At 41.0% G+C, this 25,234-nt stretch carries 23 protein-coding genes; 17 read left to right on the top strand and 6 right to left on the bottom strand.

Going from position 1 to position 25,234, the window contains the following annotated elements; translation table 11 throughout:
• Positions 1 to 11 precede the first annotated feature (11 nt).
• The 8 genes from CJD30_RS07275 (at position 12) to nifK (ending at position 9,443) form a co-directional block, all read left to right on the top strand.
• Positions 12 to 203, top strand: coding sequence for a CCE_0567 family metalloprotein (locus CJD30_RS07275; RefSeq protein WP_294917896.1), 192 nt, complete (start codon positions 12 to 14; stop codon positions 201 to 203).
• An 11-nt stretch (positions 204 to 214) separates the two neighbouring features.
• On the top strand, positions 215 to 493 hold the full coding sequence (locus CJD30_RS07270; RefSeq protein ID WP_294917894.1) for a hypothetical protein: 279 nt from the start codon (positions 215 to 217) through the stop codon (positions 491 to 493).
• On the top strand, positions 490 to 960 hold the full coding sequence (locus tag CJD30_RS07265) for a GNAT family N-acetyltransferase (protein ID WP_294917892.1): 471 nt from the start codon (positions 490 to 492) through the stop codon (positions 958 to 960). The genes CJD30_RS07270 and CJD30_RS07265 overlap by 4 nt, the downstream gene beginning before the upstream one ends.
• Positions 961 to 993: 33 nt before the next feature.
• Positions 994 to 4,839 carry an EAL domain-containing protein gene (locus CJD30_RS07260; RefSeq protein WP_294917890.1) on the top strand — a complete coding sequence of 1,282 codons (3,846 nt, stop codon included), beginning with the start codon at positions 994 to 996 and terminating at the stop codon, positions 4,837 to 4,839.
• A gap of 180 nt (positions 4,840 to 5,019) precedes the next feature.
• On the top strand, positions 5,020 to 5,937 hold the full coding sequence (gene nifH / locus CJD30_RS07255) for a nitrogenase iron protein (protein WP_294917889.1): 918 nt from the start codon (positions 5,020 to 5,022) through the stop codon (positions 5,935 to 5,937).
• Positions 5,938 to 6,050: 113 nt separating this feature from the next.
• On the top strand, positions 6,051 to 6,410 hold the full coding sequence (locus CJD30_RS07250; RefSeq protein WP_294917887.1) for a hypothetical protein: 360 nt from the start codon (positions 6,051 to 6,053) through the stop codon (positions 6,408 to 6,410).
• A gap of 14 nt (positions 6,411 to 6,424) precedes the next feature.
• On the top strand, positions 6,425 to 7,894 hold the full coding sequence (nifD, locus tag CJD30_RS07245; RefSeq protein ID WP_294917885.1) for a nitrogenase molybdenum-iron protein alpha chain: 1,470 nt from the start codon (positions 6,425 to 6,427) through the stop codon (positions 7,892 to 7,894).
• Between the two features lie 4 nt (positions 7,895 to 7,898).
• Positions 7,899 to 9,443, top strand: a complete 1,545-nt coding sequence (gene nifK / locus CJD30_RS07240) for a nitrogenase molybdenum-iron protein subunit beta (protein ID WP_294917883.1) — start codon at positions 7,899 to 7,901, stop codon at positions 9,441 to 9,443.
• Between the two features lie 82 nt (positions 9,444 to 9,525).
• Here nifK and CJD30_RS07235 read toward each other — a convergent pair whose 3' ends face one another.
• Positions 9,526 to 10,299, bottom strand: coding sequence for a GGDEF domain-containing protein (locus tag CJD30_RS07235; RefSeq protein WP_294917881.1), 774 nt, complete (start codon positions 10,297 to 10,299; stop codon positions 9,526 to 9,528).
• A complete protein-coding gene (locus CJD30_RS07230; RefSeq protein ID WP_294917879.1) occupies positions 10,296 to 12,647 on the bottom strand; it encodes an EAL domain-containing protein in 2,352 nt (783 codons plus the stop codon). Before CJD30_RS07230 ends, CJD30_RS07235 begins: the two co-directional genes overlap by 4 nt.
• 133 nt (positions 12,648 to 12,780) lie before the next feature.
• Between CJD30_RS07230 and trpB the strand changes: the two genes are divergently transcribed.
• The 9 genes from trpB (at position 12,781) to CJD30_RS07185 (ending at position 19,484) form a co-directional block, all read left to right on the top strand.
• Entirely contained in the window at positions 12,781 to 13,998 is a 1,218-nt protein-coding gene (trpB, locus tag CJD30_RS07225) for a tryptophan synthase subunit beta (RefSeq protein ID WP_294917877.1), read from the top strand.
• A gap of 66 nt (positions 13,999 to 14,064) precedes the next feature.
• Positions 14,065 to 14,286 (top strand): hypothetical protein, encoded by a 222-nt coding sequence (locus CJD30_RS07220; protein ID WP_294917876.1) that lies wholly within the window; start codon positions 14,065 to 14,067, stop codon positions 14,284 to 14,286.
• Between the two features lie 239 nt (positions 14,287 to 14,525).
• Positions 14,526 to 14,948, top strand: a complete 423-nt coding sequence (locus CJD30_RS07215) for a chemotaxis protein CheX (RefSeq protein WP_294917874.1) — start codon at positions 14,526 to 14,528, stop codon at positions 14,946 to 14,948.
• A complete protein-coding gene (locus CJD30_RS07210) occupies positions 14,941 to 15,378 on the top strand; it encodes a response regulator (protein ID WP_294917872.1) in 438 nt (145 codons plus the stop codon). The genes CJD30_RS07215 and CJD30_RS07210 overlap by 8 nt, the downstream gene beginning before the upstream one ends.
• A gap of 126 nt (positions 15,379 to 15,504) precedes the next feature.
• Positions 15,505 to 17,199, top strand: a complete 1,695-nt coding sequence (locus CJD30_RS07205) for an acetolactate synthase large subunit (RefSeq protein ID WP_294917870.1) — start codon at positions 15,505 to 15,507, stop codon at positions 17,197 to 17,199.
• Positions 17,199 to 17,675 (top strand): acetolactate synthase small subunit, encoded by a 477-nt coding sequence (gene ilvN / locus CJD30_RS07200; protein WP_294917868.1) that lies wholly within the window; start codon positions 17,199 to 17,201, stop codon positions 17,673 to 17,675. The genes CJD30_RS07205 and ilvN overlap by 1 nt, the downstream gene beginning before the upstream one ends.
• Positions 17,676 to 17,680: 5 nt before the next feature.
• Positions 17,681 to 18,628, top strand: coding sequence for a UDP-3-O-(3-hydroxymyristoyl)glucosamine N-acyltransferase (gene lpxD, locus CJD30_RS07195; RefSeq protein WP_294917866.1), 948 nt, complete (start codon positions 17,681 to 17,683; stop codon positions 18,626 to 18,628).
• 17 nt (positions 18,629 to 18,645) lie between these two features.
• The gene (locus CJD30_RS07190) at positions 18,646 to 19,191 is read left to right on the top strand and encodes a hypothetical protein (RefSeq protein WP_294917865.1); all 546 of its coding nucleotides are present in this window, start codon (positions 18,646 to 18,648) and stop codon (positions 19,189 to 19,191) included.
• 71 nt (positions 19,192 to 19,262) lie between these two features.
• Positions 19,263 to 19,484, top strand: a complete 222-nt coding sequence (locus tag CJD30_RS07185) for a hypothetical protein (protein WP_294917863.1) — start codon at positions 19,263 to 19,265, stop codon at positions 19,482 to 19,484.
• 48 nt (positions 19,485 to 19,532) lie between these two features.
• Here the strand turns inward: CJD30_RS07185 and CJD30_RS07180 are convergent, their stop codons facing one another.
• From CJD30_RS07180 to CJD30_RS07165, 4 genes are all read right to left on the bottom strand, one after another.
• Complete coding sequence (locus tag CJD30_RS07180; protein ID WP_294917861.1) at positions 19,533 to 20,699, bottom strand: pyridoxal phosphate-dependent aminotransferase; 1,167 nt, start codon at positions 20,697 to 20,699, stop codon at positions 19,533 to 19,535.
• A gap of 61 nt (positions 20,700 to 20,760) precedes the next feature.
• Positions 20,761 to 22,632 (bottom strand): GGDEF domain-containing phosphodiesterase, encoded by a 1,872-nt coding sequence (locus CJD30_RS07175; protein ID WP_294917859.1) that lies wholly within the window; start codon positions 22,630 to 22,632, stop codon positions 20,761 to 20,763.
• A gap of 44 nt (positions 22,633 to 22,676) precedes the next feature.
• On the bottom strand, positions 22,677 to 23,207 hold the full coding sequence (locus CJD30_RS07170) for a hypothetical protein (protein ID WP_294917857.1): 531 nt from the start codon (positions 23,205 to 23,207) through the stop codon (positions 22,677 to 22,679).
• A partial coding sequence (locus CJD30_RS07165) for a TonB-dependent receptor (protein ID WP_294917855.1) occupies positions 23,207 to 25,234 on the bottom strand: 2,028 nt, incomplete at its 5' end. The genes CJD30_RS07170 and CJD30_RS07165, both read right to left, overlap by 1 nt.

Genomic DNA, 25,234 nt, shown 5'->3' with positions numbered 1-25,234 from the left:
AGGAGTTAATAATGTCACAAGAGATTGATCATAAAAAAGAGTTGGCAAAACTCAAACGTTTTGCGGTAGAAATTGCTTCAGAAATCCATGATATCGTCGAAGATACGGTTTGGACGAATCATGTCAAAATGCCTGAATTGGCCGAAAAATTGTATAACGCCGTTGAAGCGGCAAATACGTATAAAAAAGAGCATTCTTTATAAAGATTAGCAGTATGGCAACCAAAGAAGAGGTATTAGCACTTGAAATTTGTGAATGCGGAGGTAAGAGTGTTGCCGAAGCAATTATTATTTTTCAAGAAACTTCTTTGCCGTATAAAAAAGCCAAAAAGCTGGTCACTGGGTGTGATAAGAGTTGTTGTCGTGCAGCTCTTCTCAGACTCTTTGATATGGCTTACTTCGGTACGTTTGATTACGATGAGATTGAACGCCTCATTCAGCTCCGTCATGATAAACTGGGAGAAATTTTAGAACGGATGAAAAACGGACGATGATTATTCGGCAAGCAAAAAAGAGTGATATCCCCGCTATGGTGGGATTACTGGAAGAGCTTTTTGCGATTGAAGATGATTTTGTCATTGATAGCATGAAGCAGATGAATGGGCTGAAACTTTTGCTCGAAATGCCTGATAGTGTAGCTTTTGTAGTACAAATCGATAATCACATCATCGCAATGGCGACGGTTCAAAAATTCGTTTCAACTGCGATGGGTGATTATGTCGGGTTGATTGAAGATGTTGTAGTTACCAAAGCGTACCGTGCTCAGGGGATTGGCAAAAAATTGCTTCATGCCTTGATTGATGAGTGTCATAAGCGGGGTATGAAACGTTTAGCACTCGGTGCGGATCAACGCAATCAAAGTGCTATAGAATTCTATCAAAAGCTCGGATTCAAACCAAGCAATATGGGTTTTTTGTATTATTTTATGTTTAAAGATGGTGTTTACTATCCAGTAGTATAATCGCTGCATACATCTCTATTTAGGGAGAAGGATATGCAGTTTTCGAAACTATTTTTTCAACATATCTTCGAATCGAGTCCCCATCCCTATTTAATTTTACAAGCGGATGCAACGTATACCATAGTTGCAGTCAACGACTACTATCTTAATGCGACGGGCATCATCCGTGAGAACGTCATCGGAAAGCCTTTATTTGAAGTATTTCCTGATAATCCGAAAGATCAATCCGTCAGTGGCGTAAGTGATTTGCACATCTCTTTGGATCGTGTTGTCCGATATAAAAAAACCGACATTATGGGGATTCAAAAATACGATATCCCCCTTCGGGATGGAAGCAACGGATTTGAAGTCAAATATTGGAGTCCGATCAACGCTCCTATCCTGGATACAGACGGAGAGGTAATTTATATTGTCCATAACGTCGAAGATGTGACCGATTTTATACTCCTCAAAGAGTCCAATCAATGCAGTGAACCATTGTCAAATACACATATCAATCGCCTGGAAGCAGAAGTTCTCAAACGAGCCAATGAAGTCAAAGAAGTCAATCGTCTCATCAAAGCCAGAGAAAAAGAGGTGGCAGAACTCAATGACAAACTCAAAGAGATGGACCGTTTAAAAACCGAATTTTTTTCAAATATTTCGCATGAGTTTAGAACCCCGCTGACCCTCATGCTCGCACCTGCAGAAGAGTTATTGGCAAAGTATGAAACACTCGAATCAAAAAGAGTAGCATCCAATATCGAAATTATCCATCGCAATGCATTGCGATTGTTGAAACTGGTCAATACGTTGCTTGATTTTTCCCGAATCGAAGCCGGACGTACAAAAGCCTCCTATGAAGCAACCGATCTTTCCTCACTTACAGCAGATTTGGCGAGTAATTTTTCATCCGCATCGGAACTTTCTGATTTAAAACTGATTATTGATTGTCCTCCTATGAACGAATGGGTTGAAGTGGATCGGGATATGTGGGAAAAAATCGTTTTGAATTTGCTTTCCAATGCTTTTAAATTCACCCATAAGGGTTCGATTCATGTTTCGACAGGTGTTGAAAACTCTAAAGCTGTTTTACGGGTAAAAGATACCGGAATCGGTATTTCAGCCGATGCTCTTCCCAAATTATTCGATCGGTTTTATCGTGTTGAAAATTCGCAGGGACGCTCCTACGAAGGGAGCGGAATCGGTCTTTCATTGGTTAAAGAGCTGGTCAAGATTCAAGGAGGGAGTATCGAAGTTGAGAGTAGACTTGGTGAAGGGACGACTTTTAGTGTTTATATGCCTTTAGGAGTCAAACACAACATCTCTTTAGATAAAGAGCCTCAACCCAAGCCATTGTCGAAACACGCTGAAACCTATATTGCAGAAGCTCAACGATGGAGCGATGATACTAAAAACAATCCCTCATCGCACCGAACACAAGGCACAAAAGGACATATATTAGTCGCTGATGACAATGCTGATATGCGCGAATTTATTAAACGGATGCTAGAAGATGCCGGATACGATGTCACTTTGGCCGTTGATGGTGAAAATGCATGGGAGTTATGTCAAAAAAATTTACCCGATCTTGTGTTGAGCGATGTCATGATGCCTAAACTCAATGGATTTGAATTTTTAAAAAAAATCCGATCGGCTGAATATACCTATTCTTTACCGATTATTTTGATTTCAGCCCGTGCCGGAGAAGCGGATAAAGCAGAGGGATTGATGTCGGGTGCGGATGATTATCTGTCCAAACCATTTCACAGCGGTGAGTTGATAGCCCGAGTAGATGGTGCCGTTAAACTCGGAAAATATCGTAAACAAGCTCATGAGCAGCTTTTGGCACAAACCAATCATATCGCTAAAATCGGGGGATGGAGTTTTGATGTTGCTACACTCAAAGGGGAGTGGACGGATGAACTGAGTCGCATCCATGATCTTCCGGAAGACTCGCCCATCGATGTACAGAAAGGTCTTGATTTTTATACTCCTCTTTCACGTCCGATTATCGAAAAAGCGATAGAAGATGTGATCCATTTGGGCAAACCCTACGATCTGCAGTTGGAGATTATTACGGCTTCAGGTGTTCATAAATGGGTAAGAACCGTGGGCACTCCCGTCATTGAAGAGGGAAAAATTGTCAAGGTTCAGGGGGTCATGCAAGATATTACGGAGTTGAAACTTTCTGAACTGGAATCTCAACGAAATATGATGAAATATCAAAAATTGTTTGAAAATTCTTTGGATTCCCTTATGACGTTTTCTCCGGCAATAGGAAAATTTACAAAAGCGAATAATGCGACGCTTAAACTTTTCGGTGCCGCCACGGAAGAAGAGTTTCTCGCTATCGGTCCTGTCAATGTTTCACCTTTGTACCAAAGCGATGGTCGTTTGTCAGAAGATAAAGCCCGTGAGATGCTAGCGATCGCACTACATGAAGGGAGTAATTTTTTTGAATGGACGCATCAACGGTTAAACGGTGAATTATTTGATGCCGAAGTACTGCTGACACGTGTTGAGAGTGAAAATGAAGAGCCTTTTGTGCAGGCAACGGTACGTGATATCACTGAGCGAAAAAACTACGAACGGAGTATTCTAGAAGCCAAAGAGCGTTTTGACCATCTGGCACATTACGATGAACTGACCGAATTACCGAATCGTCTGAGTCTTAATGAACATATGAAAATAGAGTTTTCCAAACAGATCCGATCGGCATTTATGTATTTGGATTTGGACGGGTTTAAAGAGATTAACGATTCGTACGGTCATGGATTCGGAGATAAGCTTTTGATAGAAATTTCAAAAAGACTTATCAATACCTTTCCAAAAAATGCCTATATCGTCCGTACGGGAGGCGATGAATTCGTTATTGTGATTCCATCGCAAAGTGATCAGATTCTTGTGAATATGACATTGAATCGTCTGATGGATATGTTTAATCAAGCTTTATGTATTGAGGAAAAAGATGTTTATATCACAGGAAGTATCGGTATCGCTATCTATCCTGATGATGCCAAAACGACCGAAGAGCTTCTAAAATGCGCTGATGCCGCTATGTACCATGCTAAGAGCAAAGGTAAAAATACGTTTAGTTTTTACAATAGTGCCTTGACAGAAGAGATCCTCCATCGAATGCATATTACGACAAATCTCAAAAAAGCACTCTCCAATCATGAGTTGGAACTCTATTTTCAGCCCCAAATCAATCCAATAACCGAATCTATTGTGGGAACAGAAGCGTTATTAAGATGGTTTTCTCCTAAGGGTTCGATATCGCCTGCTGAATTTATTCCTATTGCCGAGGAGAGCGGGCTGATTCTTGAAATCGGTAAATTTGTCTTGATCGAGAGTTTTAAAACGGCAAAGCGATGGTATGAGATGAATTTATTGGTGGGTCGAATTGCGGTGAATGTCTCTGCGCATCAGTTTAATCATAGCGGCTTTTTGGCTATGCTCGATCAAATTTTAGAAGAGACTCACTGCGATCCGCAGTGGATTGAGCTTGAAATCACAGAACGCTCTATCTTGCTCAATCCGGAAAAAGTGATCGAAATATTGAGTGAATTGCGCCACAAAGGGTTTCATGTATCGATCGATGATTTTGGAACGGGTTATTCCTCTTTGTCCTATCTCAAAAACTTACCGATCAATAAACTAAAAGTCGATATCTCATTTGTCCGTAATATCACACGAGAGCCGAAAAATCAAACGATCGTAAAAGCGATTATCGCATTATCGAAGGGATTGAGCCTGGAAGTGTTGGCTGAGGGGGTTGAGACCATAGATGAGATGGAATTTTTGCGCGATTGCGGTATTGATTCGATACAAGGTTTTTATTATTACCCGCCTGCATCACTGGATGCTATTGAAACATTGATTTTAAAAGAGTTTTGATCTACATTAAAATCAATTGTTTCATTCCAAATAGAGTTTAGATATTCCCCCCTGCAACTCACATTCCTACAAATTTGTCACCGAAATGCCATTTTGTCATTTTGTTTCGCTAATTGTCGTAAAAAACCATAGAACACCCCTTGCAACAGTTACAGCGAAGTTCAAAAACAAGGGGTTAACATGGCTGGATCAGCTAGCTTGCGTCAAATCGCGTTCTACGGAAAAGGTGGGATCGGTAAATCTACCACGTCTCAAAATACATTGGCAGCAATGTCACATTACTTCGGTAAAAATATCATGATCGTTGGTTGTGATCCAAAAGCGGATTCAACTCGTTTGATTCTTCATGAGAAAGCACAAGATACTATTCTTTCTCTGGCAGCAGAAATGGGAACTATTGAAGATGTTGAGATGGAGCAAGCACGTCTTTGGGGTAAAGGTTTGTTTGACCGTGAAACTCCGGGCGGCTGGATCAACTGCACCGAGTCTGGCGGACCAGAACCGGGAGTAGGCTGTGCAGGTCGTGGGGTTATTACCGCGATTAACTTTCTCGAAGAAGAGGGCGCATACGATGAAGACGGTTTGGATTTCGTCTCTTATGACGTTCTTGGTGACGTTGTTTGCGGTGGATTCGCTATGCCGATTCGTGAAGGTAAAGCACAAGAGATCTACATCGTTATGTCAGGTGAGATGATGGCGATGTATGCAGCGAATAACATCTCTAAAGGGATTTTGAAATACGCAAACACTGGTGGAGTACGTCTTGCAGGTCTTATCTGTAACGCACGTATGACAGACCGCGAATACGATCTTGCACTTGAACTTGCAACTCGTATCGGAACTCAGTTGATCCACTTCGTACCGCGTAACAACATCGTTCAACATGCTGAATTGCGTCGTATGACGGTTGTTGAATACAGCCCATACTCTGACCAAGCTCGTGAATACAAAGAGCTTGCTCGTAAAATTGTTTATAACGATATGAAAATCATCCCGACTCCGGTCAGTATGGACGAACTCGAAGACTTGCTCCTAGAATTTGGTCTTGAAGACGAAGTTGATGAATCACAAGTTGGTAAAGCAGCTCACGAAGCGTAATAGTGTAACCCCGGAGATTCCTCTTTTGAGGGATCTTCAATGGTCGTCATAGTGTTCTATGACCTGTAACATCTTTAAATAATGAAAAGAAAACAACAGAAAAAGGAGACAAGATGTTTATTTTAGGTTTTCACTTCCCAGCTGATATGGGGAATAAAGTTCCGGATGAAAAAGTAGTTGAAAAATTGGCAGATGTTGATCTTAGCGATGTTAACGAAATCAAATTGTTGATGGGTACCAAAGACAAAGATAAAATGTGGTTGAGTTACACGAACAAAAATACGTTCTTGTTCAAAGCTATGGTTCACTATTTCAAAGAAGAGAACCCGGATCGTGCTCAAAAATACATGATCTACATGAACCGTTACCAAATGTCAGAGCTTTCAAAACGTCTTGATGCAGGTGATGATGAAACAATGGCATTGTGCAAAAATCTCGATACGATGGAACAATTCCGCATCGAAGTTGCGTAAGGAAGAGGTGTATTATGGGTCCAGAAACTTTAGAAGCCAAACAAAAAGCGGCCATTGAAGAGATCTTAAAAGCGTATCCGGAGAAAGCGGCAAAAAACCGTGAAAAACACATTGGTGTCGGTACTCCGAATGACGAAAACCAAAAAACCTGCGGTGATGTCCGCTCTAACAAAAAAACTGTTCCGGGTGTCATGAGCCAACGTGGTTGTGCTTATGCAGGGTCAAAAGGGGTTGTATGGGGTCCGGTCAAAGACATGATCCATATTTCTCATGGTCCTATCGGATGCGGTCAATACAGCCGTGCGGGTCGTCGTAACTATTACATCGGTGTAACCGGTGTTGATACATTCGTTACGATGAACTTCTGTTCGGATTTCCAAGAAAACAACATCGTTTTCGGCGGAGATAAAAAATTGGGTCAATGTATCGATGAAATCGAAACACTTTTCCCACTCAACAACGGTATCTCTGTCCAATCAGAGTGTCCGATCGGTTTGATCGGTGACGATATCGCTGCTGTTGCAAAAGTAAAAGCGGTAGAAATCGGTAAAACGATCGTTCCGGTAAACTGTGAAGGGTTCCGTGGGGTTTCTCAATCACTCGGTCACCACATTGCGAACGATACGATCCGTGACTATGTTTTCGAAGGCGATCTTAGTCACATCGATGCAAGCGACGTTACACCGACTGAGTACGACGTAGCGATCATCGGAGACTATAACATCGGTGGTGATACATGGTCAAGCCGTATTCTTCTTGAAGAAATGGGTCTTCGTGTTGTGGCTCAATGGTCTGGAGATGCAACTCTCAAAGAGATGGCATTGACACCAAAAGTAAAATTGAACCTGCTTCACTGTTATCGTTCAATGAACTATATCAGCCGTCACATGGAAAAAGAATTCGGGATTCCTTGGGTAGAGTATAACTTCTTCGGACCGAGCCAAACTATTAAATCACTTCGCAAAATCGCGTCGTTCTTTGATGAGAGCATCCAAGCGAAATGTGAAGAAGTTATCGCTAAATATCAACCGATGATCGATGCGGTTATCGCGAAATATAAACCGCGTCTTGAAGGGAAACAAGTAATGTTGTTCGTCGGTGGTCTCCGCCCACGTCACGTTATCGGTGCTTATGAAGATTTGGGTATGGAAGTAATCGGAACCGGTTATGAGTTCGCTCATGATGATGACTACAAACGTACAAAAGAAGAGATTTTCCGCTCAACCGTTATCTACGATGACGTCAATGAGTATGAGCTTGAAGCATTCGTTAAAAAACTTCAACCTGACCTTGTAGCTTCAGGGATTAAAGAGAAGTATGTATTCCAAAAAATGGGTCTCCCATACCGCCAAATGCACTCATGGGATTACAGCGGTCCATACCACGGATACGACGGATTCGCGATTTTCGCACAAGATATGGATTTAGCTATTAATTCACCTGTATGGGCTCACAGTAAAGCACCATGGGAAAAGGAAGGTTGAGACGATGCAAGAAGTAGAAAAAATCGTAAACGGGAAAGACCTGTTTAAACGCCCGGAGTACAAAGAAGTACTCGCAAACAAAAAACAATTTGAATCTTCTATGCTCGCAATCAACCCTGCGAAAGTAGATGAAATCGCTGAGTGGACTAAATCATGGGATTACCGTGAGAAAAACCTTGCTCGTGAAGCGATTACCGTCAATCCGGCAAAAGCATGTCAACCTCTCGGGGCTGTCATGGTTGCTCTCGGATTCGAAGGGACTATGCCGTACGTTCACGGAAGCCACGGATGTGTAGCGTATTTCCGATCTTACTTTACCAAACACTTCAAAGAGCCGACACCATGTGTATCTGACTCTATGACTGAAGATGCTGCGGTATTCGGTGGATTGGTGAACATGAAAGAGGGTCTTAAAAACTGTGCGGCAGTCTATAAACCTAAAATGATCGCTGTTTCAACGACGTGTATGGCAGAAGTTATCGGGGATGACCTCGGTGCATTTATCCTTGCAGCGAAAGAAGAAGACGGAGGAGAGTATCTTCCAACAGATTATCCGGTTCCGTATGCGCACACTCCTTCATTCGTAGGAAGCCATATTACAGGTTATGACAACATGATGCACGGTATCATGAGCCAACTCACTGAAGGTCAAAAAGGTGAGACAAAACAACGTATCAACATCATCCCAGGTTTTGAAACGTATATTGGAAGCCTCCGATCCGTAAAAAGCATCGTAGAAGCGTTTGGTACAGACTATATCATGTTGGGTGACCACTCTGATCAATGGGATATGCCTGCCGGTAACTACGAAATGTTCCAAGGCGGAACAAAACTAGAAGACGCAAAAGATTGTATCAATTCAAGTGCAACGATCTCATTGCAAAAATACGCAACGTCTAAAACCATGAAAATGGTAGAAAAACGTTGGAAACATTCAGGTGGATGCTCTAACCCGATCGGTCTTAAAGGTACCGATGAGTTTGTCATGAAATTGGCTGAATTGACTGGAACTGAAGTTCCGCAAAAACTTAAAACTGAGCGTGGCCGCCTTGTTGATGCAATGCAAGACAGCTATCCGTACATGCACGGTAAAAAATTCGCTATCTGGGGTGATCCTGACTTCCTTCTCGGTGTTGTTTCATTCTTGCTAGAGATGGGTGCTGAGCCGACTCACGTTCTTTGCCATAATGCACCGAACGGCTGGGAAGCTGAAATGAGAGCATTGCTTGATACATCTCCGGCAAAAGACAGCCTCCATGTATGGGCAGGTAAAGATTTGTGGGCAATGCGTTCACTTCTCTTCACTGAACCGGTTGATTTCATGATCGGTAACAGCTACGGAAAAGAGTTGATGCGCGATACAGGAACTCCGTTGATTTATATCGGATTCCCGATTTTCGACCGTCATCATCTCCACCGCTACTCTATCAGCGGATATGACGGTGCGTTAAATCTTCTCACTTGGATCACGAACAAAGTTCTTGACCAATTGGATGAAGATACCAAAAATATTGCTACAACCGACTACTTCTTCGACCTTGTTCGTTAAGGTCTTCTTTCCCTGCACAGGGAAAGTTAATTTCATTGATTCGTCCTTCTTCTCCCTTTTGGGAGATTTTTTTGTCCTTATGTTATAGCGTACATGCTTTTTTGCAATACATCGCTTTATCGGCATTTTCAATGACTTGATCAATATTGGATCCATGAGTAAAAGAAGCAATTCCATACGCAAAATTGATTTTAAATTCATTTTGGTCTACTTTAAAATGGACGTGATTGCAATAGGATAAAATAGCTTCCATTTTGACTCGGATTTCATCTTCAGATATTTTAGAATCAAAAATAATGATAAATTCATCTCCACCGTACCGTACTACGCGTCCCCCGGTCTCTTTGAGTTTGAACGCAATATGTATAAGTACTTTATCACCAACGACATGACCGAATTGATCATTGATCTGTTTGAATTTATTGAGATCAACCATGACGAGTGTACCACTGTCACGGATCGAAATTCGATCGGATCTGCATACGGTGTCTTCAAACCATTTTCGATTAAAGCTTTTGGTTAAACCGTCTTCATATACAATTTTTTGAAGTTCATGAATCTCTTCTTGGAGGGCTTTTGTTTCGGCAAGAACCATTGCCAATAAGTGTTTATCTTCGGTTTCAATGGCGTGAATTGCATCATCAGTGCATTGTGACAGTGTAATGAGATGACGAACCATTTTTTCATCTAACATCTCGGAACTAATGACTTGATCGGGTTCTAACTCAATTTGATGCAAACGGGCTTTTTCAGAATAGATTCGGTTATATTCAGCGGGAAATACCACTTTTAATTTTTGAATGCTCTCTTTGACTTCATTGGTAATATCAATATGTTCTTTATATAAATCTTTCATGTGTTCATACCTGTGTTTTGTTGCATAAATAGTGATTCAATAGCATTTTGATCCATCGGTTTATAGTAATAATACCCTTGAATAGAGTCAACATCGCTTAAACGTAAAAATTCCATCTCATCAATCGTTTCAACCCCTTCCGCAATGGTGGTCATACCTAACCCTTTTGCCAATGCAATGATAGTTTTAACAATGGTTTGATTTTTAGGTTCCATTGTAATATTGCGTATAAATGATATATCAATTTTTAGCTTATCGATCGGAAGATGTTTTAGATACGAGAGTGATGAATATCCCGTACCAAAATCATCAATTGAGATTCTGAATCCTTTGCTTTTGAGAACACTGAGCAATGTGATCATTTTTTCCGGATATTCAAGAATAGAACTTTCGGTGATTTCAAGTTCTATCCATGAAGGGTTGCATCCCGTTTTATGCAAAAGAATTTCAACTTGTGTTAAAAAGTTTTGGTGTATCAATTGTTTAGCTGATACATTGATTGCTACTCTACCGTTGAATAGTCCGTTTTTAGTCCATTGCACAGCGGCTTTGAATCCTTCTTCGAGGACGAAATCACCTAGTTCAATAATTAAACTTCGCTCTTCGGCAATCGGGATAAATAGAGACGGTGGAACCATCCCTTCCTCTGTTTTCCAGCGTACGAGTGCTTCTGCACCGATAATCCTACCAGAAGAAGGATTGACTTGTGGTTGATAGTGTAAAGTAAGATCACGATTTGATAAGGCTTTTTTGAGATTCGAAGCAAGAGTGGTTCGCTCCAAAACTTCTTGCGTCAACCCATCGTTGTAAAAGCTGTAGGTATTGCGTCCAAGACTTTTTGCTTTATACATCGCTGCATCTGCTTTTTGCAGAAGCTCTTCGTAATTCATTGTATCGTCAGGATAGAGTGAAATGCCGATACTGACCGTAACATAAACTTCAATCTGGTCGATGATAAAAGGGGTATTTAACATTTGCAGTAAATTACCCATATACATTTGAATGGAGTGATGATCAAATTTTGATTCTAATAGAACGACAAATTCATCGCCTCCTGTCCGTATAATCAATGTTTCTTTTGGAAAAATTTCTTCTAGGAGCTTTGAAAATTGGATTAATACCTGATCTCCAAAACGATGACCAAACGAGTCGTTAATTTCTTTAAACCCGTCTAGATCAAAAAACATCAAGGCAAAGTGAGAATCAAGGGTATCGATACTTTTCAATTGGAGTGTCTCGATTAAACTTAAGCGGTTTGGAAGCCCTGTAAGTGGGTCGTGGTGTGCCATGTAGTCATATCGCTCTTTTTCATCGATTATCATCTGCTCATTATGTTTCATAGCAGTGATATCACGATAAATTCCGAAAATACCAAAAATCTCTCCATCTTGCGTTTTGAGGAGCCCTTTTGTGACCCAATAGACATGCGTTTTTCCATTCGGCATCAGCATGGTCTCTTCATGCTCGACAAAATAGTTGTTTGCAAGTAACTCATCATCAATTCGTTTGATAATTTCAGCAGTTTCTTTGGGGAAAATCTCATCCGCCGTTTTTCCGATTGCATCGTTGGTATCAATCCCTGAAAGGGTATACGCACCTTTGTTGAAGACAATATAGCGTCGATCAAGTCCTTTGATCACGATAGCATCGGGAGAACCGTTAATGAGGGAGTTTAGCAGAGAATTTTGTTGTTCTAGGCGGGTTTGAATCATTTTATCGTTTGTCGTATCTCGCGAAATCCCGAAAATAGCAAACATTTTTCCTTCATCATTGAAAAGGGGCCCTTTTGTAGCCAAGATACTTTTTCGGTATCCATCAGCAGTAGTGATAATGGATTCATGCTGATAAATTTGACCGTTCTGAAGTACGGGTTGATTTTTTTCAACGAATAGAGCAGCTGTTTCCGGCGGAAAAAGATCATAATCAGTTTTTCCGATAGCCTTTTTTTCATCAATACCGACAGTAATACCTGCTGCATGATTAAATACCAGATACCGTCCCTCTAGATCTTTTGCATAGATTGAATCCGGAAGACTGTCTACTAATCCTTTTAGTAGAGCTTCTTGTTTTTCGATACGTAACTCTGAGTTTTTATGTTGCTCAAGGCGTTGTGTATATTCGACATATCTATCATGTAAAATCCGATAACTAAGAAGATAAAGCAGTAAAGCGGTCACTCCGATAAAGAAAAAGCCTTTATAGGTTTGCCACAATAAAATTTGATGCGAATCATTTGTGAATAAACAGATTCCCATGTCGGAAAAATAGATCCAAAACATCCCAAACACGAGATATAAGGCAGATATTTGCAAAGCACTCTTAGTACTTTGAGATTCTTTCTTTTCCATATATCTACCTTATCCGTGTAATTAATCGAAAAATTATAGCACCATTTTCTTCTTAACCATCAAAAGCTTTTTTATCGCTTTTTTAAATATAATAAGGTCTCATTTTAAAAAAATATTGAAAAAGGGACATTATATGGGAAATACTTATTTAGAAACTCATCCGGATGAAAACGGATATTTCGGAAAATTTGGAGGTTCCTATATCCCTCCAGTATTAGAAGAGCCGTTTGCAGAAATTGCAAAAGCGTATAACGAATTAAAAAACTCGCCGGAGTTTATCAATGAGTTGAAATACGTTCGTAAACATTACCAAGGGCGACCGACACCTGTTTCATTCGCAAAAAACTTAACAGAACATTGTGGCGGCGCAAAAATCTATTTGAAACGCGAAGATCTTAACCATACCGGTGCCCATAAACTGAACCATTGTATGGCGGAGGTTATTCTTGCGAAACATTTGGGTAAAAAGAAGGTGATTGCAGAGACAGGAGCAGGGCAACATGGTGTTGCACTTGCCACTGCGGCTGCATATTTCGGCTTGGAATGTGAAATTCATATGGGAGAAGTTGATATTGCCAAAGAGCATCCGAATGTTGTCCGTATGAAAATATTGGGAGCCCGTGTCGTCCCTGCCACCCATGGATTAAAGACGCTGAAAGAAGCGGTCGACTCAGCATTTGAAGAGTACGTCAAAGATCCGATCAATTCGATTTATTGTATCGGTTCGGTTGTCGGTCCTCATCCGTTTCCGATGATGGTGAGAGATTTTCAGTCGGTGATAGGATTTGAAGCAAAAGAGCAATTTGAAGAGATGGAAGGAAAGCTTCCTGATAACGTGGTTGCCTGCGTCGGAGGCGGATCGAACGCGATGGGGATTTTTTCTGCATTTATCGATGACAAAGACGTTGATCTTTATGGGGTAGAACCTTTGGGAAGAGGAGAAGAACTCGGTAATCATGCAGCTACCTTGACGTATGGAGAAGAGGGGATTATGCATGGTTTTAATTCGATCATGCTAAAAGATGCCAATGGCGAACCCGCCCCGGTTTATTCTATTGGTTCAGGGATCGATTATCCTTCTGTCGGGCCGGAACATGCCTATTTAAAACAGAGCGGTCGAACCAAAGTAGGATTATGCAATGATGAAGAAGCAGTGGATGCGTTTTATAAACTTTCTCAATTAGAGGGGATTATTCCGGCTCTTGAATCTGCCCATGCCGTAGCGTATGCGATGAAATTGGCGAAAACACTAGGCAAAGATAAAACTATCTTAGTCAATCTAAGCGGTCGCGGTGACAAAGACATTGATTTTGTGATTGAAAATTATCCCATTCCGAATGCAAAATTTTAAAATTTCAATCAATTGAGAATAGCATATGCAATAAATTTGCTATCTCAAATAAAGAAGGATTTTATCATGGAACATCACGTTGTCATTGAAAAGTTATGCAGCTGCGCTAAAAAAGAGGAGATGTCTCAAATAACGACGTTTGATTCAAAAGAAGGGGCGCTTGAAGCTGCAGAAACACAAATAGCGTATATGCAGGGTCACTTTTGCGGTAAGCATGAATTTCAACTGGTCGAAGTCAATGATAATTATGTTATTGGAATGGTTGGTGGATGCGGGTGCAAAGTGTAATTGCCAGAAGTTTATGGCATAGACTTCAAGCTTCATCCAAGACAAAATTTACTAAAATATAACAATAGTAATTTTTTTAGGTGAAAACATGACCAAGATTTGTAAATCACTGCAAATCTTGCTTGGTGTTTTCCTCAAAAAATTGGTATTAAATAAGGGCAGTAGTGAAAAAGGATGAATGTTTAGAACAACTTTTATCTGTCATAACATATCGGGCTGAATTGTTCTTAAATGACGAAATGGAAATTAAAACAATGTGTGAAGGTCAATTTCATTCAGTGAATAAAATTGAATTGAAAAAATATACGACGGTTATCGGTATCGGCGGAACACTTAATTGTCTTTTCTATACAACGTACGATGAGTTGTTGCTCGATAAATTGACGCAAAAATTTATCTTTGGCGAGATAGATAAAGAGGAATTTTTAGCTTTGCGTGAAAGTGCGGCCGGAGAGATAGCCAATACAATTATCGGGCATTCGATTACAGATTTTCCCAATCGAGGATACGGTGTTACATTAACTCCACCCTCAACCATTGAGGATGCAAAATCGATTCTGAATACGGAGGGTACCGGAATGATAACTACATCACTTTTTACCCCGTATGGAAACATAGAATTTACTATTATAGGACCGTTTAAAGGAGAAAATTGTGCTTAAAGTATTAGTAGTTGATGATTCTCTGATAATGAGACGAAATATTACAAAAATGGTTGAAGCCTTAGGGCATAAAGTGATAGGTGAGGCTAAAGATGGGAATGAAGCGATCGTATTTTATACGCGTTTGAAACCTGATTTGGTAACGATGGATATTACGATGCCGGAGATGGATGGTATTACAGCCGTAAAAGAGCTTAAAAAGCTAGACAAAGATGTAAAAATCATTATGGTGACATCGCATGGTCAAGAAGAGATGGTTCTAAACGCTGTCCGTTCAGGTGCAAGCGGGTATTTGCTTAAACCGGTTAATCTTATCAAATTGCGTGATTCATTACGCAAAATATTTCCGGATTTAGTCGATGAAACAGTGATTGCCGAACAAGAGATTGTCCTTTTGGAGAATGAACCGATCAAACTTCAAGAGATATAAAGATTATTCCCTCGATTTAACGTAATTTATAGCTTCTTTTTCCTATAATCCGTCAATTTTTTGACATTTTACAGTTCCATACTCACGAAGAACAGTAAAAAATATTTTTTTGAATAAGGAGACGACATGCAAATCAGCGGTGCACAGATGGTTATCGAAGCACTCATCGCCGAGGAAGTCGAAGTCGTATTCGGTTACCCCGGCGGGGCGATCATGAACGTCTATGATGAGATTTATAAACAACATTCGTTCCAGCATGTATTGACACGTCATGAACAAGCGGCAGTCCATGCCGCAGAAGGATACGCAAAAGCAACTGGAAAAGTTGGGGTTGCGATGATCACTTCGGGCCCTGGATTCACCAATGGAGTCACCGGTTTGGCCGATGCTTATATGGATTCTATTCCGTTGGTCGTTATCAGTGGTCAGGTTCCGATGTCATTGATCGGAACCGATGCATTCCAAGAGATTGATGCCGTCGGAATCAGCCGTTCGTGTACAAAACACAATTATCTGGTGACCGATGCAGCAGATTTGCCGCGTATTTTGAAAGAGGCGTTTTATATCGCTCGAACTGGACGTCCGGGACCCGTGCATGTCGATATCCCAAAAGATGTAACGGCACAAATTGCGACATTCGATTACTCAAAAGAAGTTGAATTAGAGACCTATAAACCGACGACAAAAGGGAACGCACGCCAGATTAAAAAAGCGATTGATGCGATTGCTCACTCAAAACGTCCGCTCCTTTATTTGGGCGGGGGTGTTATTAGTTCCGGTGCAGCGGAACTCGTTCGTGAATTTTCAACAATGACTCAAATCCCTGCGGTTGAGACCTTCATGGCTCGCGGTACGCTTCGTTACGATGACCCATTGCTGATTTCAATGCTCGGAATGCATGGATCGTATGCGGCGAATATGGCAATGTCTGAAACCGATTTGGTGATCGGATTAGGTGCACGTTTTGATGATCGCGTTACCGGAAAGCTTTCTGAATTTGCAAAAAATGCACAGATTATTCATGTCGATATCGATCCGGCAAGCGTTTCTAAATTGGTTCATGCTCATTTTCCGATTGTCGGTGATGTCAAAAATGTTTTAGAACAGATGATCCCTTTGGCGAAAGAACAAATCAAACCTGAGCGTTATGAGACATGGCACAATACGATTGCTAATTTTAATAAATTGCATCCATTATCGTATAAAGAAGAGGGTGATCGTTTAAAACCTCAATGGGTTATTGAACGTATCGGGCAACTTTTGGGTGATAATGCCAATATCTCTACGGATGTCGGACAACATCAAATGTGGTCGGCACAGTTTTATCCATTCACCCGCCCTCGTCAATGGGTAAGCTCGGGTGGACTTGGAACCATGGGATTCGGTTTCCCTGCGGCACTTGGCGTGAAGCGTGCAGATCCAGAGAGAGTCAGTATCAATATTACGGGTGATGGATCGATTTTGATGAATATTCAAGAGCTGATGACGGCTGTTGAGTATAAACTTCCTGTTATCAATGTCATTTTGAATAATAATTTCTTGGGGATGGTACGTCAGTGGCAGACACTCTTTTACGATAAACGACACTCACAAACCGATCTCTCGACACAACCGGATTTTGTTAAACTCGCCGAAGCATTCGGCGGAGTAGGGTATCGTGTCAATACCAAAGAGGAGTTCGATGCCGCGCTTAAAGATGCGATCGATAAAAATGTCGTTGCAATCATCGATGTTGTCGTAAACCGATTCGAAAACGTTCTTCCGATGGTACCGGCAGGCGGATCGCTCTTTAATATGATGTTAGAGTACAAGGAGAAATAATGATGGAACAAACAGAACGTCGCGTTATTTCCGTTATTGTCATGAACGAAGCGAGTGTACTCTCACGAATTGTAGGATTATTTTCAGGACGAGGATACAATATTGAATCGTTGACTGTTGCTCCGATTCCGGATTCAAAATATTCTCGAATCACGATTGTAACCGCAGGGTCGGTTCGTGTTGTTGAACAGATTACGAAACAATTGCATAAATTGATTCCCGTACTCAAAGTTTATGAACATGCCGATTTGGTTGAAACAGAAATTGCGTTGGTCAAAATCCCGATGAGTGAGTCACTGGGGGATATCGAAGCATTAACACACGCGTACAATGGCCGTATAGTGAATGTTGGAAGTGATACGATGATAGCTATGGTTGCGGATGAGCCGACGAGAGTCAACCATTTTCTCGAAGCGATCAAACGGTTTCATCCAAAAGAGATTGTTCGCAGCGGCTCTGTTGCATTAGAGAGATAAAAGATATGATACTTAGCGAAATTGCACTATTCTTAGGGTGTGGAGAGATCAGCGATACAACAAAAATTCATGGAATGAATACCCTTCGTGACGCAGTTGAGGGAGAAATTTCTTTTTTATCGGATTCCAAATATGAAAAAGAACTTTCTGATACAAAAGCTTCTGCCGTGATCCTTCCCGCAGCTAAAGCACATTTATTGCCATCCGGTGTCATCGCACTCATATCGGATGAACCGTATATGTCTGTAGCTCTTCTTTCTAAACAATTCTCCAAGCCGATTCAAAGCAGCACTGTCGAACCAATCATTGGTGAGGGGAGCAAAGTATATCCAACCGCTCACATTGAAAACGGGGTCAAAATCGGCAAAAATTGCACAATCATGAGCGGTGTTTATGTCGGTGCCGAAGCTGTAATCGGAGATGACGTTGTCTTGTACCCCAATGTTACGATTTACCGTGATTGTGTCATCGGTAATCGGGTGATGGTTCATGCGGGCAGTGTGATCGGAAGCGATGGGTTCGGATACGCACATACAAAAACGGGTGAGCATGTAAAGCTTTATCAAAATGGTAATGTTGTATTGGAAGATGATGTTGAGATTGGGGCAAATACGACAATCGATTGTGCTGTGTTCGGTTCGACGTTGATAAAACGCGGTTCAAAAATCGACAATCTGGTCCAAATAGGTCATAACTGTGTTGTCGGCGAATTCTCAATCATGGTCTCCCAATCCGGACTTGCGGGTTCTACAACCTTGGGACGCAATGTCGTGATGGGTGGACAAAGTGCTGCTGCAGGACATTTGAGTATTGCCCCTTTTACGACGTTGGCAGCACGCTCTGGTGTTACAAAAAGTATCATACAAAAAGGGGTCTACAGCGGCTTTCCGTTGATGGAACATAAATTGTGGCTGAAAATGCAGGCAAAATTAGCTAAAATACTAGAATCTTAAGCAAAAGGGGCAAATGAATGCGAAAAATAGCGGTAAGCTTAATCATGGCAACAGCATTTTTATATGCTGATGGTGATTCTTCTTTCGATATTCGGATGCCTGACATTGTTCTTGATGCTATAAAGCACTGTGAATGTCTCCAAGAAGGGGGACGATGCAACCCGCATGTGATTCGTATCAATGCTGACGATGAAGCACAGCGTGCAGCTGCAGCCGGTTTTGCGGTAAATGGACATATTATCAAATGTGGCGGGACAGAACAATGTACGGCACAAGCACAAGCCCTAATCGATGGCGGAATCGTCAATCTTGATCTTGGCCCTTATCAAATTAATTATAAATATCATCCAAACCCGATGCTCAATGAATATTTTGAAGATTCTACGGCACGTGAACAGGCAAATGCCATTTTGACGAAATTGGTTAAAAGTTTTGGTTATTCATGGGAGACATTAGGACGATATCACCACTTTAGCGCTACAGATCGTACACGCAACGAACGATATTACCGAAAAATGTATGCTTTTATTTATGGTAACGCTGCGAATCAAGGTTCAAATTAATTCTCTCTTTTTTAAGCTTGCTTTAGTGAAAATCGGCTAAACTCTTTTAACTACAGCTATTAGGAGTTTTTATGAGTTCAGGCGTTACTATTATTAAAGAGGTTCCTTTGGAAGGGACAAAAAAAGGTGTTATTTCTATCAGTAAAGTGGATGAGCCATATGGGGCGGGAAGTGACAGTGTTGCCAGTATTGGTATATCGCTATCCGGCGATGCTAAAAATCCTGAGTGGAAAGTACATATTCCGATGGGTAATATCGATGCAGTTATTGAGGCGCTAAAAGCGGTTAAATAACGAAGATTTTTCCCTCCGTAAATAGAGGGAAAAAGAGTCCAAATTGGATTATTTTTTTGTTGCTACGAAAGCAGCAATCCGTTTGATACCTTCACGAATACTTTCAATATCGGTTGCAAAACTAAATCGGAAATACCCCTCTGAACCAAACCCTACACCTGGTACAACGGCTATCCCTTGCTCTTCAAGAAGTTGTTTACAAAATTCCATAGAATCGTTACTTACTTCTTTGATATTGACGAATAGATAAAAAGCACCTGCAGGAGAGAGGACTGAGAGTCCGTCAATCTCATTGAACAATTTGACGGCTTCATCACGGCGTGCTTTGAATTGTACACGCATCGCTTCGATATCCGCATCCGCATCGCCATTCAACCCGGCGATAGCCGCTTTTTGAGTGATAGAGTTAATGTTTGATGTGCTTTGGCTTTGAAGCTTTTTGGTTGCCTGGATGATTTCAGTTTTTGCTGCCGCCATATACCCAAAACGCCATCCTGTCATTGCAACCGATTTACTAAGACCGTTGATGGTAATAGTGCGTTGGTACATATCCTCGCTTACCGCTGCGGCAGAAGTAAATTCTCCGTCATAAATCAGCTTTTCGTACATCTCATCACTTGCTACCAGAACATTGGTACCTTCTAAAACTTTGCCCAATGCGATAAGCTCTTCGCGTGAGTATACCGCACCCGTCGGATTTGAAGGAGAGGTTAAAATCAACATTTTTGTTTTCGGAGTCAATGCTGCTTTGAGCTGTTCCGGAGTGATTTTAAATCCGCTTGAATCATCTGTCATAATCTCAACAACACTTCCACCGCAGTACATGACCAATTCCGGATAGGTTACCCAGTACGGAGCAGGGATAATGACTTCGTCACCTGCTTGAATAGTACACGCGAAGAGATTGTAAAGTGAATGTTTCGCACCGTTATTGGTAATGATTTGATTTGGTTTGTATTCTAGAGCATTGTCACGTTTTAGTTTAAGTGCAATAGCTGCTTTTAGTTCGGGGATACCGTCCACAGCAGTGTATTTTGTGAAACCTTCATTAATCGCTTTGATAGCGGCATCTTTGATCACTTGGGGTGTATCAAAATCGGGCTCACCTGCGGAAAAGCTAAGGATGTTTTTCCCTTGTGCTTTGAGTTCTTGCGCTAACGTAGAGATAGCTATGGTAATCGATTCGGAGAGTATATTGACGCGATCGGTTAACATGGATCAGCCCTTGTAAAAATTTTGCGAATTATACCATGCCAAGGATTAAATTTTACATCAGTTACTGATTTAAAAATTGTGGCTTTCCGGTATGAAATCCTTGTGCATAGGTAATATTTAAATCTTTTACGTGTTGTAAAATCTCTTCGGAGGCTACAAACTCTGCAACGGTATCAATCCCTATCTTGTGGGCGAAATCGACAATGGCTTCAACCACGATGCGATTACGCGGATTCAGATCGATCGATTTTATCAATGAACCGTCAATTTTGAGAATATCGACATTGAGTTTGAGGATATTTTCAAAATTGGAATAACCTGTTCCAAAATCATCAATCGCTATCTTGGCTCCTAAGGCTTTCATCCGTGTGATGAATATTGCTACTTCTTCGAAATTTTCGATACCTTCGGATTCTAAAATTTCAAAAATAATCCGATCGGCTGTGCCGGTTTGGCGGAGAATGTTTTCGATTGTCATCACTGTTCTATGATCTAAGATATCACTTCCAGAGAGGTTGATGGAAAACTGTTCTTGCCGTGAAGCAAAGAGATTACATGCCTGATAGACCACTTCTTGTGTAATATGGTGGTACAGTTTCGTTTTTTGCGCAATCGGCAGAAAATCATATGGCGGTATCAATGAACCGTCTTCATTTTGAATACGGACAAGTGTTTCAAATTTCTCGATTGCACCACTTTTTGAAGATACGATCGGTTGATATTGGCATACGATTCGATGTTCAACGAGTGCTTGTCGGATTTGAGCTGACATCGCAATATTGGTTTGGTATTGTTGCTCAATCCCCTCTGAACGGTCATAAATGGCATAAGGGCGTTTCATGCTTCGAGCTTTATTGAGTGCCACATCAGCATGAATGAGAGGTTTAGAACTATCGATGGCGATCCCGACGGTAGCACGGACATGAACCGTTTCATCGGCGATCATAAATAGTCTTTCATTGAGCGATAATAGAAGATTTTCGATTTCGTACTGAAATTCGATATGGGATTGCCCTTCTTTGAGACGAAATGCAAATTCATCTCCTCCAATACGGTAGGGTTTAAATTTCATCTCATTAAGCCAATGGGCGATTTGCGTTAATAACCAATCACCCGCATCAATACCGAAAAAGTCATTGATCTCTTTAAAATCATCAATATTTAAAATGGCAACTGTATTGGTAGGATTTTCTAGCAAATCTTCTTGCAGTTTTATACGATTTGGAAGAGAGGTGAGATTATCATAGTAAAGATGCCGTGTCGCTTTGTGCGTTTGTTCCGCAATTTTCATTTCAAGATTTTTATTGATGGATTCAATCTCTTGAGAATATTTGATAACGCTCTCTTGCATGACTTCAAAAGAGTGGCTGATATGGGTAAATTCGCGTTGTGTATAAGGTAAATCGAACGTGATTTTTGTACCGGGCTTATAGTTACGTACTTTATGTGCAATCAATGTGATCGGTAAGAGTAAACGGTTGATCCACAATATCATCAGCCAAAGAATACTAAATATACTGATACCGATCCAGGCATATAGGGTATAAAAACGGTTCATCGTTTGAGTGAACTCTTCACCCGAATAGGTGAGGGTGATCGAACCGATCGGTTTGAGGGAAGAAGGTTCCACTAAATTTTCCGTAACATTGATCATCTGGGATGATTTTAAAGGAGAATGTTGGCGATAATTTAGCAGTATTTTTCCATGTATATCCAAAATTTGCAATTCAACGACTTCGTCTCGATGGGTGATAGTAGAGAGTTTTTCCCCTAGATCGTTAAGCCCTAGAAAAAGGGAGAGAGAGACGGCAGGATTGACGGTATCGATCAGCAATGAAGCTTTTTCTTTTTGAGAATTTAATGTTAAATCTCGAACAATCGAAAAAGTGACCAGTGTGATCGTAACGAAAATGACGGATGTGACAAGTAACATCGACAGAAAAAGTTTTGTTGAAAGCCTAGCATTTCTAAAATAATTCATTCTACGAATCTCGCAATTTGGTATAAAGCTTCATCAAAATGGTATTTTCCCTCTTTGAGATTTTTTTTGTTGATATAAATGATGCTGGTACGCTCAATTGCGATGGATCCTAAAATACCATATTCCAAATCGGCAACATCATACGAAAATGTCGGTATCGAGTTTTCAACTCCCCATGCGGCAATCTTTTTGAGCGATTTTGGATTACTTTTTTGAACAACATACACAAAAGCAATATCTCTTCTATCTACAAGTTCATTTGCAGAAAGAGAGATCGCGTTAAATAAGAGTGTCGATACTTTCCCATTATGAGTTTTGTTGATAGCATCGGCTATCGACTGTGCTTCAGATTTTTGGTTTCCGTCATAGACAACCGCAAAAATCTTTTTCGACGTATCGGTCTTTGATGATAAACGGGTATCTAGAGCCATGATTTTAGGCAACATCCGTACATGTGCGTTTATCACTAACGGATCGCTGGCAAATGCAAGATAAACAGTGATCAGGAGAATGGCAATAATTCGCATCAAAACTTCCATCCTGCTCTAATCCAAAAGGTTCTTCCCTCGATCGGATAATCATCCGCATAGGTTGAAGGGGGAGATATGTAGCGATAAACAGCATTATTGACATTTTTTAATGAGCCTTGGATATAAAAACCGCTATTGTCCTCCCATCCCAAGATAAGATCATACGATGCGAACGATTCCATTGAGTTTTTTCGGCTATCTTCTGGTCTGCGCTCCTTTTCACTGTTATAGCGCCCTATAATCGCTGCATTGAGTTCTGCAGTTAGGGCGTATGATATTCCGCCTTTGATTAAATGTGTCGAAGCATAAGGGAGAAAATCTGTTGTAGCACTCCCTTTGATCGTTTCGCCTCGGATATAACTGTAGGAGAGATAAGCGATAGCATCGTCATTAATGTTTCCGCGAAATTCGCTCTCTAATCCTTGAATATTGCGCTGTCCGATATTTTGATAGACTTTGTCTACCGTATTTGGGGTAATCTGATCTGTATTTGTTAGATAAAATAAATTAAGTCCAAAGGTAGTTGAAAGGGATGGTTTATACAGATATTGTGTTTCATACGAGACAACATGTTCAGGATCTAATGCAGGATTTCCGATACGGGCTGGGTTGTTGAGGGTGTAGAGCTCTTGAAACGAGGGTAGCCTATAGCTGTTTCCAACCATGAATTTAAAAATATGTTCACGATAGGGTTGATAGACTAAAGCGGCTCTGGCATAGGGCTCAAAACTGATATTGGATGCTTTTGTTCCACCCAGATTGAGGGAGAGTGCCAATTCATCGTTAATGTCTATGGTATCGTTGAGATAGACTTCGTAGGTATGCCGGCATGCAGAACCTGCATCTATGAAAGGGGCTGTGAGTGTATAATCGACCAGATCAGGCCCTCCGGTAGTACGATTGGTCGTGATGGAGGACATCTTGATAACGTCTTCATATTTTTGTGTATAACCGGTAGAAATTTTATGATTTTTTATTCCGGTAAACGATGCTGATACTCCGGCATAGCGAAGGCGAGTAGTAAAATCGAGATAAGCCCAGTATCCATCTGGATAGGTCACTCCTAGATAGGTTCCGGCAGGTAATGAACGAGAATCATTATGCCAACCGTCTTCCATGGTACCGACTTTTGTTTGGAGGGTAAAATGATCGGATACGTTAATAAGATAACCGCCCTCTATAAACCAAGAGGGTAAGGTTTGTTTTCCTTCCATATTTGGAAGTGCATTCAAGTTACCAAATGCACTTCCGGTCGTAAAATGGTTGAAGCGTCCTTTCAGATAAAAATTCTCATAGAGATACGAAAGACCGAAAGCGACCTGACGGTTATTGAGCGGAACATATCCTCTGTTATTATATTTATCGGTCACTGCGATAGGAGAGATTGCATCATCATTTTGGTAGAAAAAGTCACCTGAGAGTCTCCATTGCGATTCACGGTGGGTATATGCAAAGCCGCTCTGTCGGTAGTTATCGCTTCCAAAACTTCCAAATAGAGTGCCGTTTTGTTGTTTGTTCTCATCTTTGGCATAAGTGATCACGTTGATAGACCCAGAATAGCCGTTGACCCCTTCTATAAAGCTTCCTGACCCCCGAACAACTTCGATACGTTCGATTAATTCGATAGGAAAATTTAAATATCCGTTATAGCTATCAAACGTTCGGTCATTGACAATGATCCCGTCTAGGGCGAGTTTGGTCTGACCGTATGCTAACGGGTTTGATCCACGGATGACGGGGGTACGATTATTCATGGTATCGCCCATCATATCGATACCGGGGATAAGCATGATGGCGTCTTTGAGGGTGTGTGCTCCAAAGGCGATCAGTTCCTTTTGTTGCCAGATCGATAAAATAAATGGCTGATAGTCACTGTTCTGATTCGTTTGTGCTGCCAATTGCTCTATTGTATTCATATCTTGATTGAGAGTAGTGATGATAGGTGCTTCAGCTCCAAAAAGAGTTAATGGAAGAGAAGAAAGAACGATAAACGATGAAAATTTCAAAAAAAGCCTTATAAATTT

Origin of the sequence: Sulfuricurvum sp. PD_MW2, from assembly GCF_002633015.1 — a bacterium.
Lineage (GTDB): Bacteria > Campylobacterota > Campylobacteria > Campylobacterales > Sulfurimonadaceae > Sulfuricurvum.
This window is presented reverse-complemented; position numbering and strand designations above follow the sequence as displayed.

What these genes read in the sequence shown, in the direction of transcription:
- CJD30_RS07275 (WP_294917896.1), top strand. Translation starts at nt 12, where the DNA reads ATGTCACAAGAGATTGATCATAAAAAAGAGTTGGCAAAACTCAAACGT.
- CJD30_RS07270 (WP_294917894.1), top strand. Translation starts at nt 215, where the DNA reads ATGGCAACCAAAGAAGAGGTATTAGCACTTGAAATTTGTGAATGCGGA.
- CJD30_RS07265 (WP_294917892.1), top strand. Translation starts at nt 490, where the DNA reads ATGATTATTCGGCAAGCAAAAAAGAGTGATATCCCCGCTATGGTGGGA.
- CJD30_RS07260 (WP_294917890.1), top strand. Translation starts at nt 994, where the DNA reads ATGCAGTTTTCGAAACTATTTTTTCAACATATCTTCGAATCGAGTCCC.
- nifH (WP_294917889.1), top strand. Translation starts at nt 5,020, where the DNA reads ATGGCTGGATCAGCTAGCTTGCGTCAAATCGCGTTCTACGGAAAAGGT.
- CJD30_RS07250 (WP_294917887.1), top strand. Translation starts at nt 6,051, where the DNA reads ATGTTTATTTTAGGTTTTCACTTCCCAGCTGATATGGGGAATAAAGTT.
- nifD (WP_294917885.1), top strand. Translation starts at nt 6,425, where the DNA reads ATGGGTCCAGAAACTTTAGAAGCCAAACAAAAAGCGGCCATTGAAGAG.
- nifK (WP_294917883.1), top strand. Translation starts at nt 7,899, where the DNA reads ATGCAAGAAGTAGAAAAAATCGTAAACGGGAAAGACCTGTTTAAACGC.
- CJD30_RS07235 (WP_294917881.1), bottom strand. Translation starts at nt 10,299, where the DNA reads ATGAAAGATTTATATAAAGAACATATTGATATTACCAATGAAGTCAAA.
- CJD30_RS07230 (WP_294917879.1), bottom strand. Translation starts at nt 12,647, where the DNA reads ATGGAAAAGAAAGAATCTCAAAGTACTAAGAGTGCTTTGCAAATATCT.
- trpB (WP_294917877.1), top strand. Translation starts at nt 12,781, where the DNA reads ATGGGAAATACTTATTTAGAAACTCATCCGGATGAAAACGGATATTTC.
- CJD30_RS07220 (WP_294917876.1), top strand. Translation starts at nt 14,065, where the DNA reads ATGGAACATCACGTTGTCATTGAAAAGTTATGCAGCTGCGCTAAAAAA.
- CJD30_RS07215 (WP_294917874.1), top strand. Translation starts at nt 14,526, where the DNA reads ATGGAAATTAAAACAATGTGTGAAGGTCAATTTCATTCAGTGAATAAA.
- CJD30_RS07205 (WP_294917870.1), top strand. Translation starts at nt 15,505, where the DNA reads ATGCAAATCAGCGGTGCACAGATGGTTATCGAAGCACTCATCGCCGAG.
- ilvN (WP_294917868.1), top strand. Translation starts at nt 17,199, where the DNA reads ATGATGGAACAAACAGAACGTCGCGTTATTTCCGTTATTGTCATGAAC.
- lpxD (WP_294917866.1), top strand. Translation starts at nt 17,681, where the DNA reads ATGATACTTAGCGAAATTGCACTATTCTTAGGGTGTGGAGAGATCAGC.
- CJD30_RS07190 (WP_294917865.1), top strand. Translation starts at nt 18,646, where the DNA reads ATGCGAAAAATAGCGGTAAGCTTAATCATGGCAACAGCATTTTTATAT.
- CJD30_RS07185 (WP_294917863.1), top strand. Translation starts at nt 19,263, where the DNA reads ATGAGTTCAGGCGTTACTATTATTAAAGAGGTTCCTTTGGAAGGGACA.
- CJD30_RS07180 (WP_294917861.1), bottom strand. Translation starts at nt 20,699, where the DNA reads ATGTTAACCGATCGCGTCAATATACTCTCCGAATCGATTACCATAGCT.
- CJD30_RS07175 (WP_294917859.1), bottom strand. Translation starts at nt 22,632, where the DNA reads ATGTTACTTGTCACATCCGTCATTTTCGTTACGATCACACTGGTCACT.
- CJD30_RS07170 (WP_294917857.1), bottom strand. Translation starts at nt 23,207, where the DNA reads ATGCGAATTATTGCCATTCTCCTGATCACTGTTTATCTTGCATTTGCC.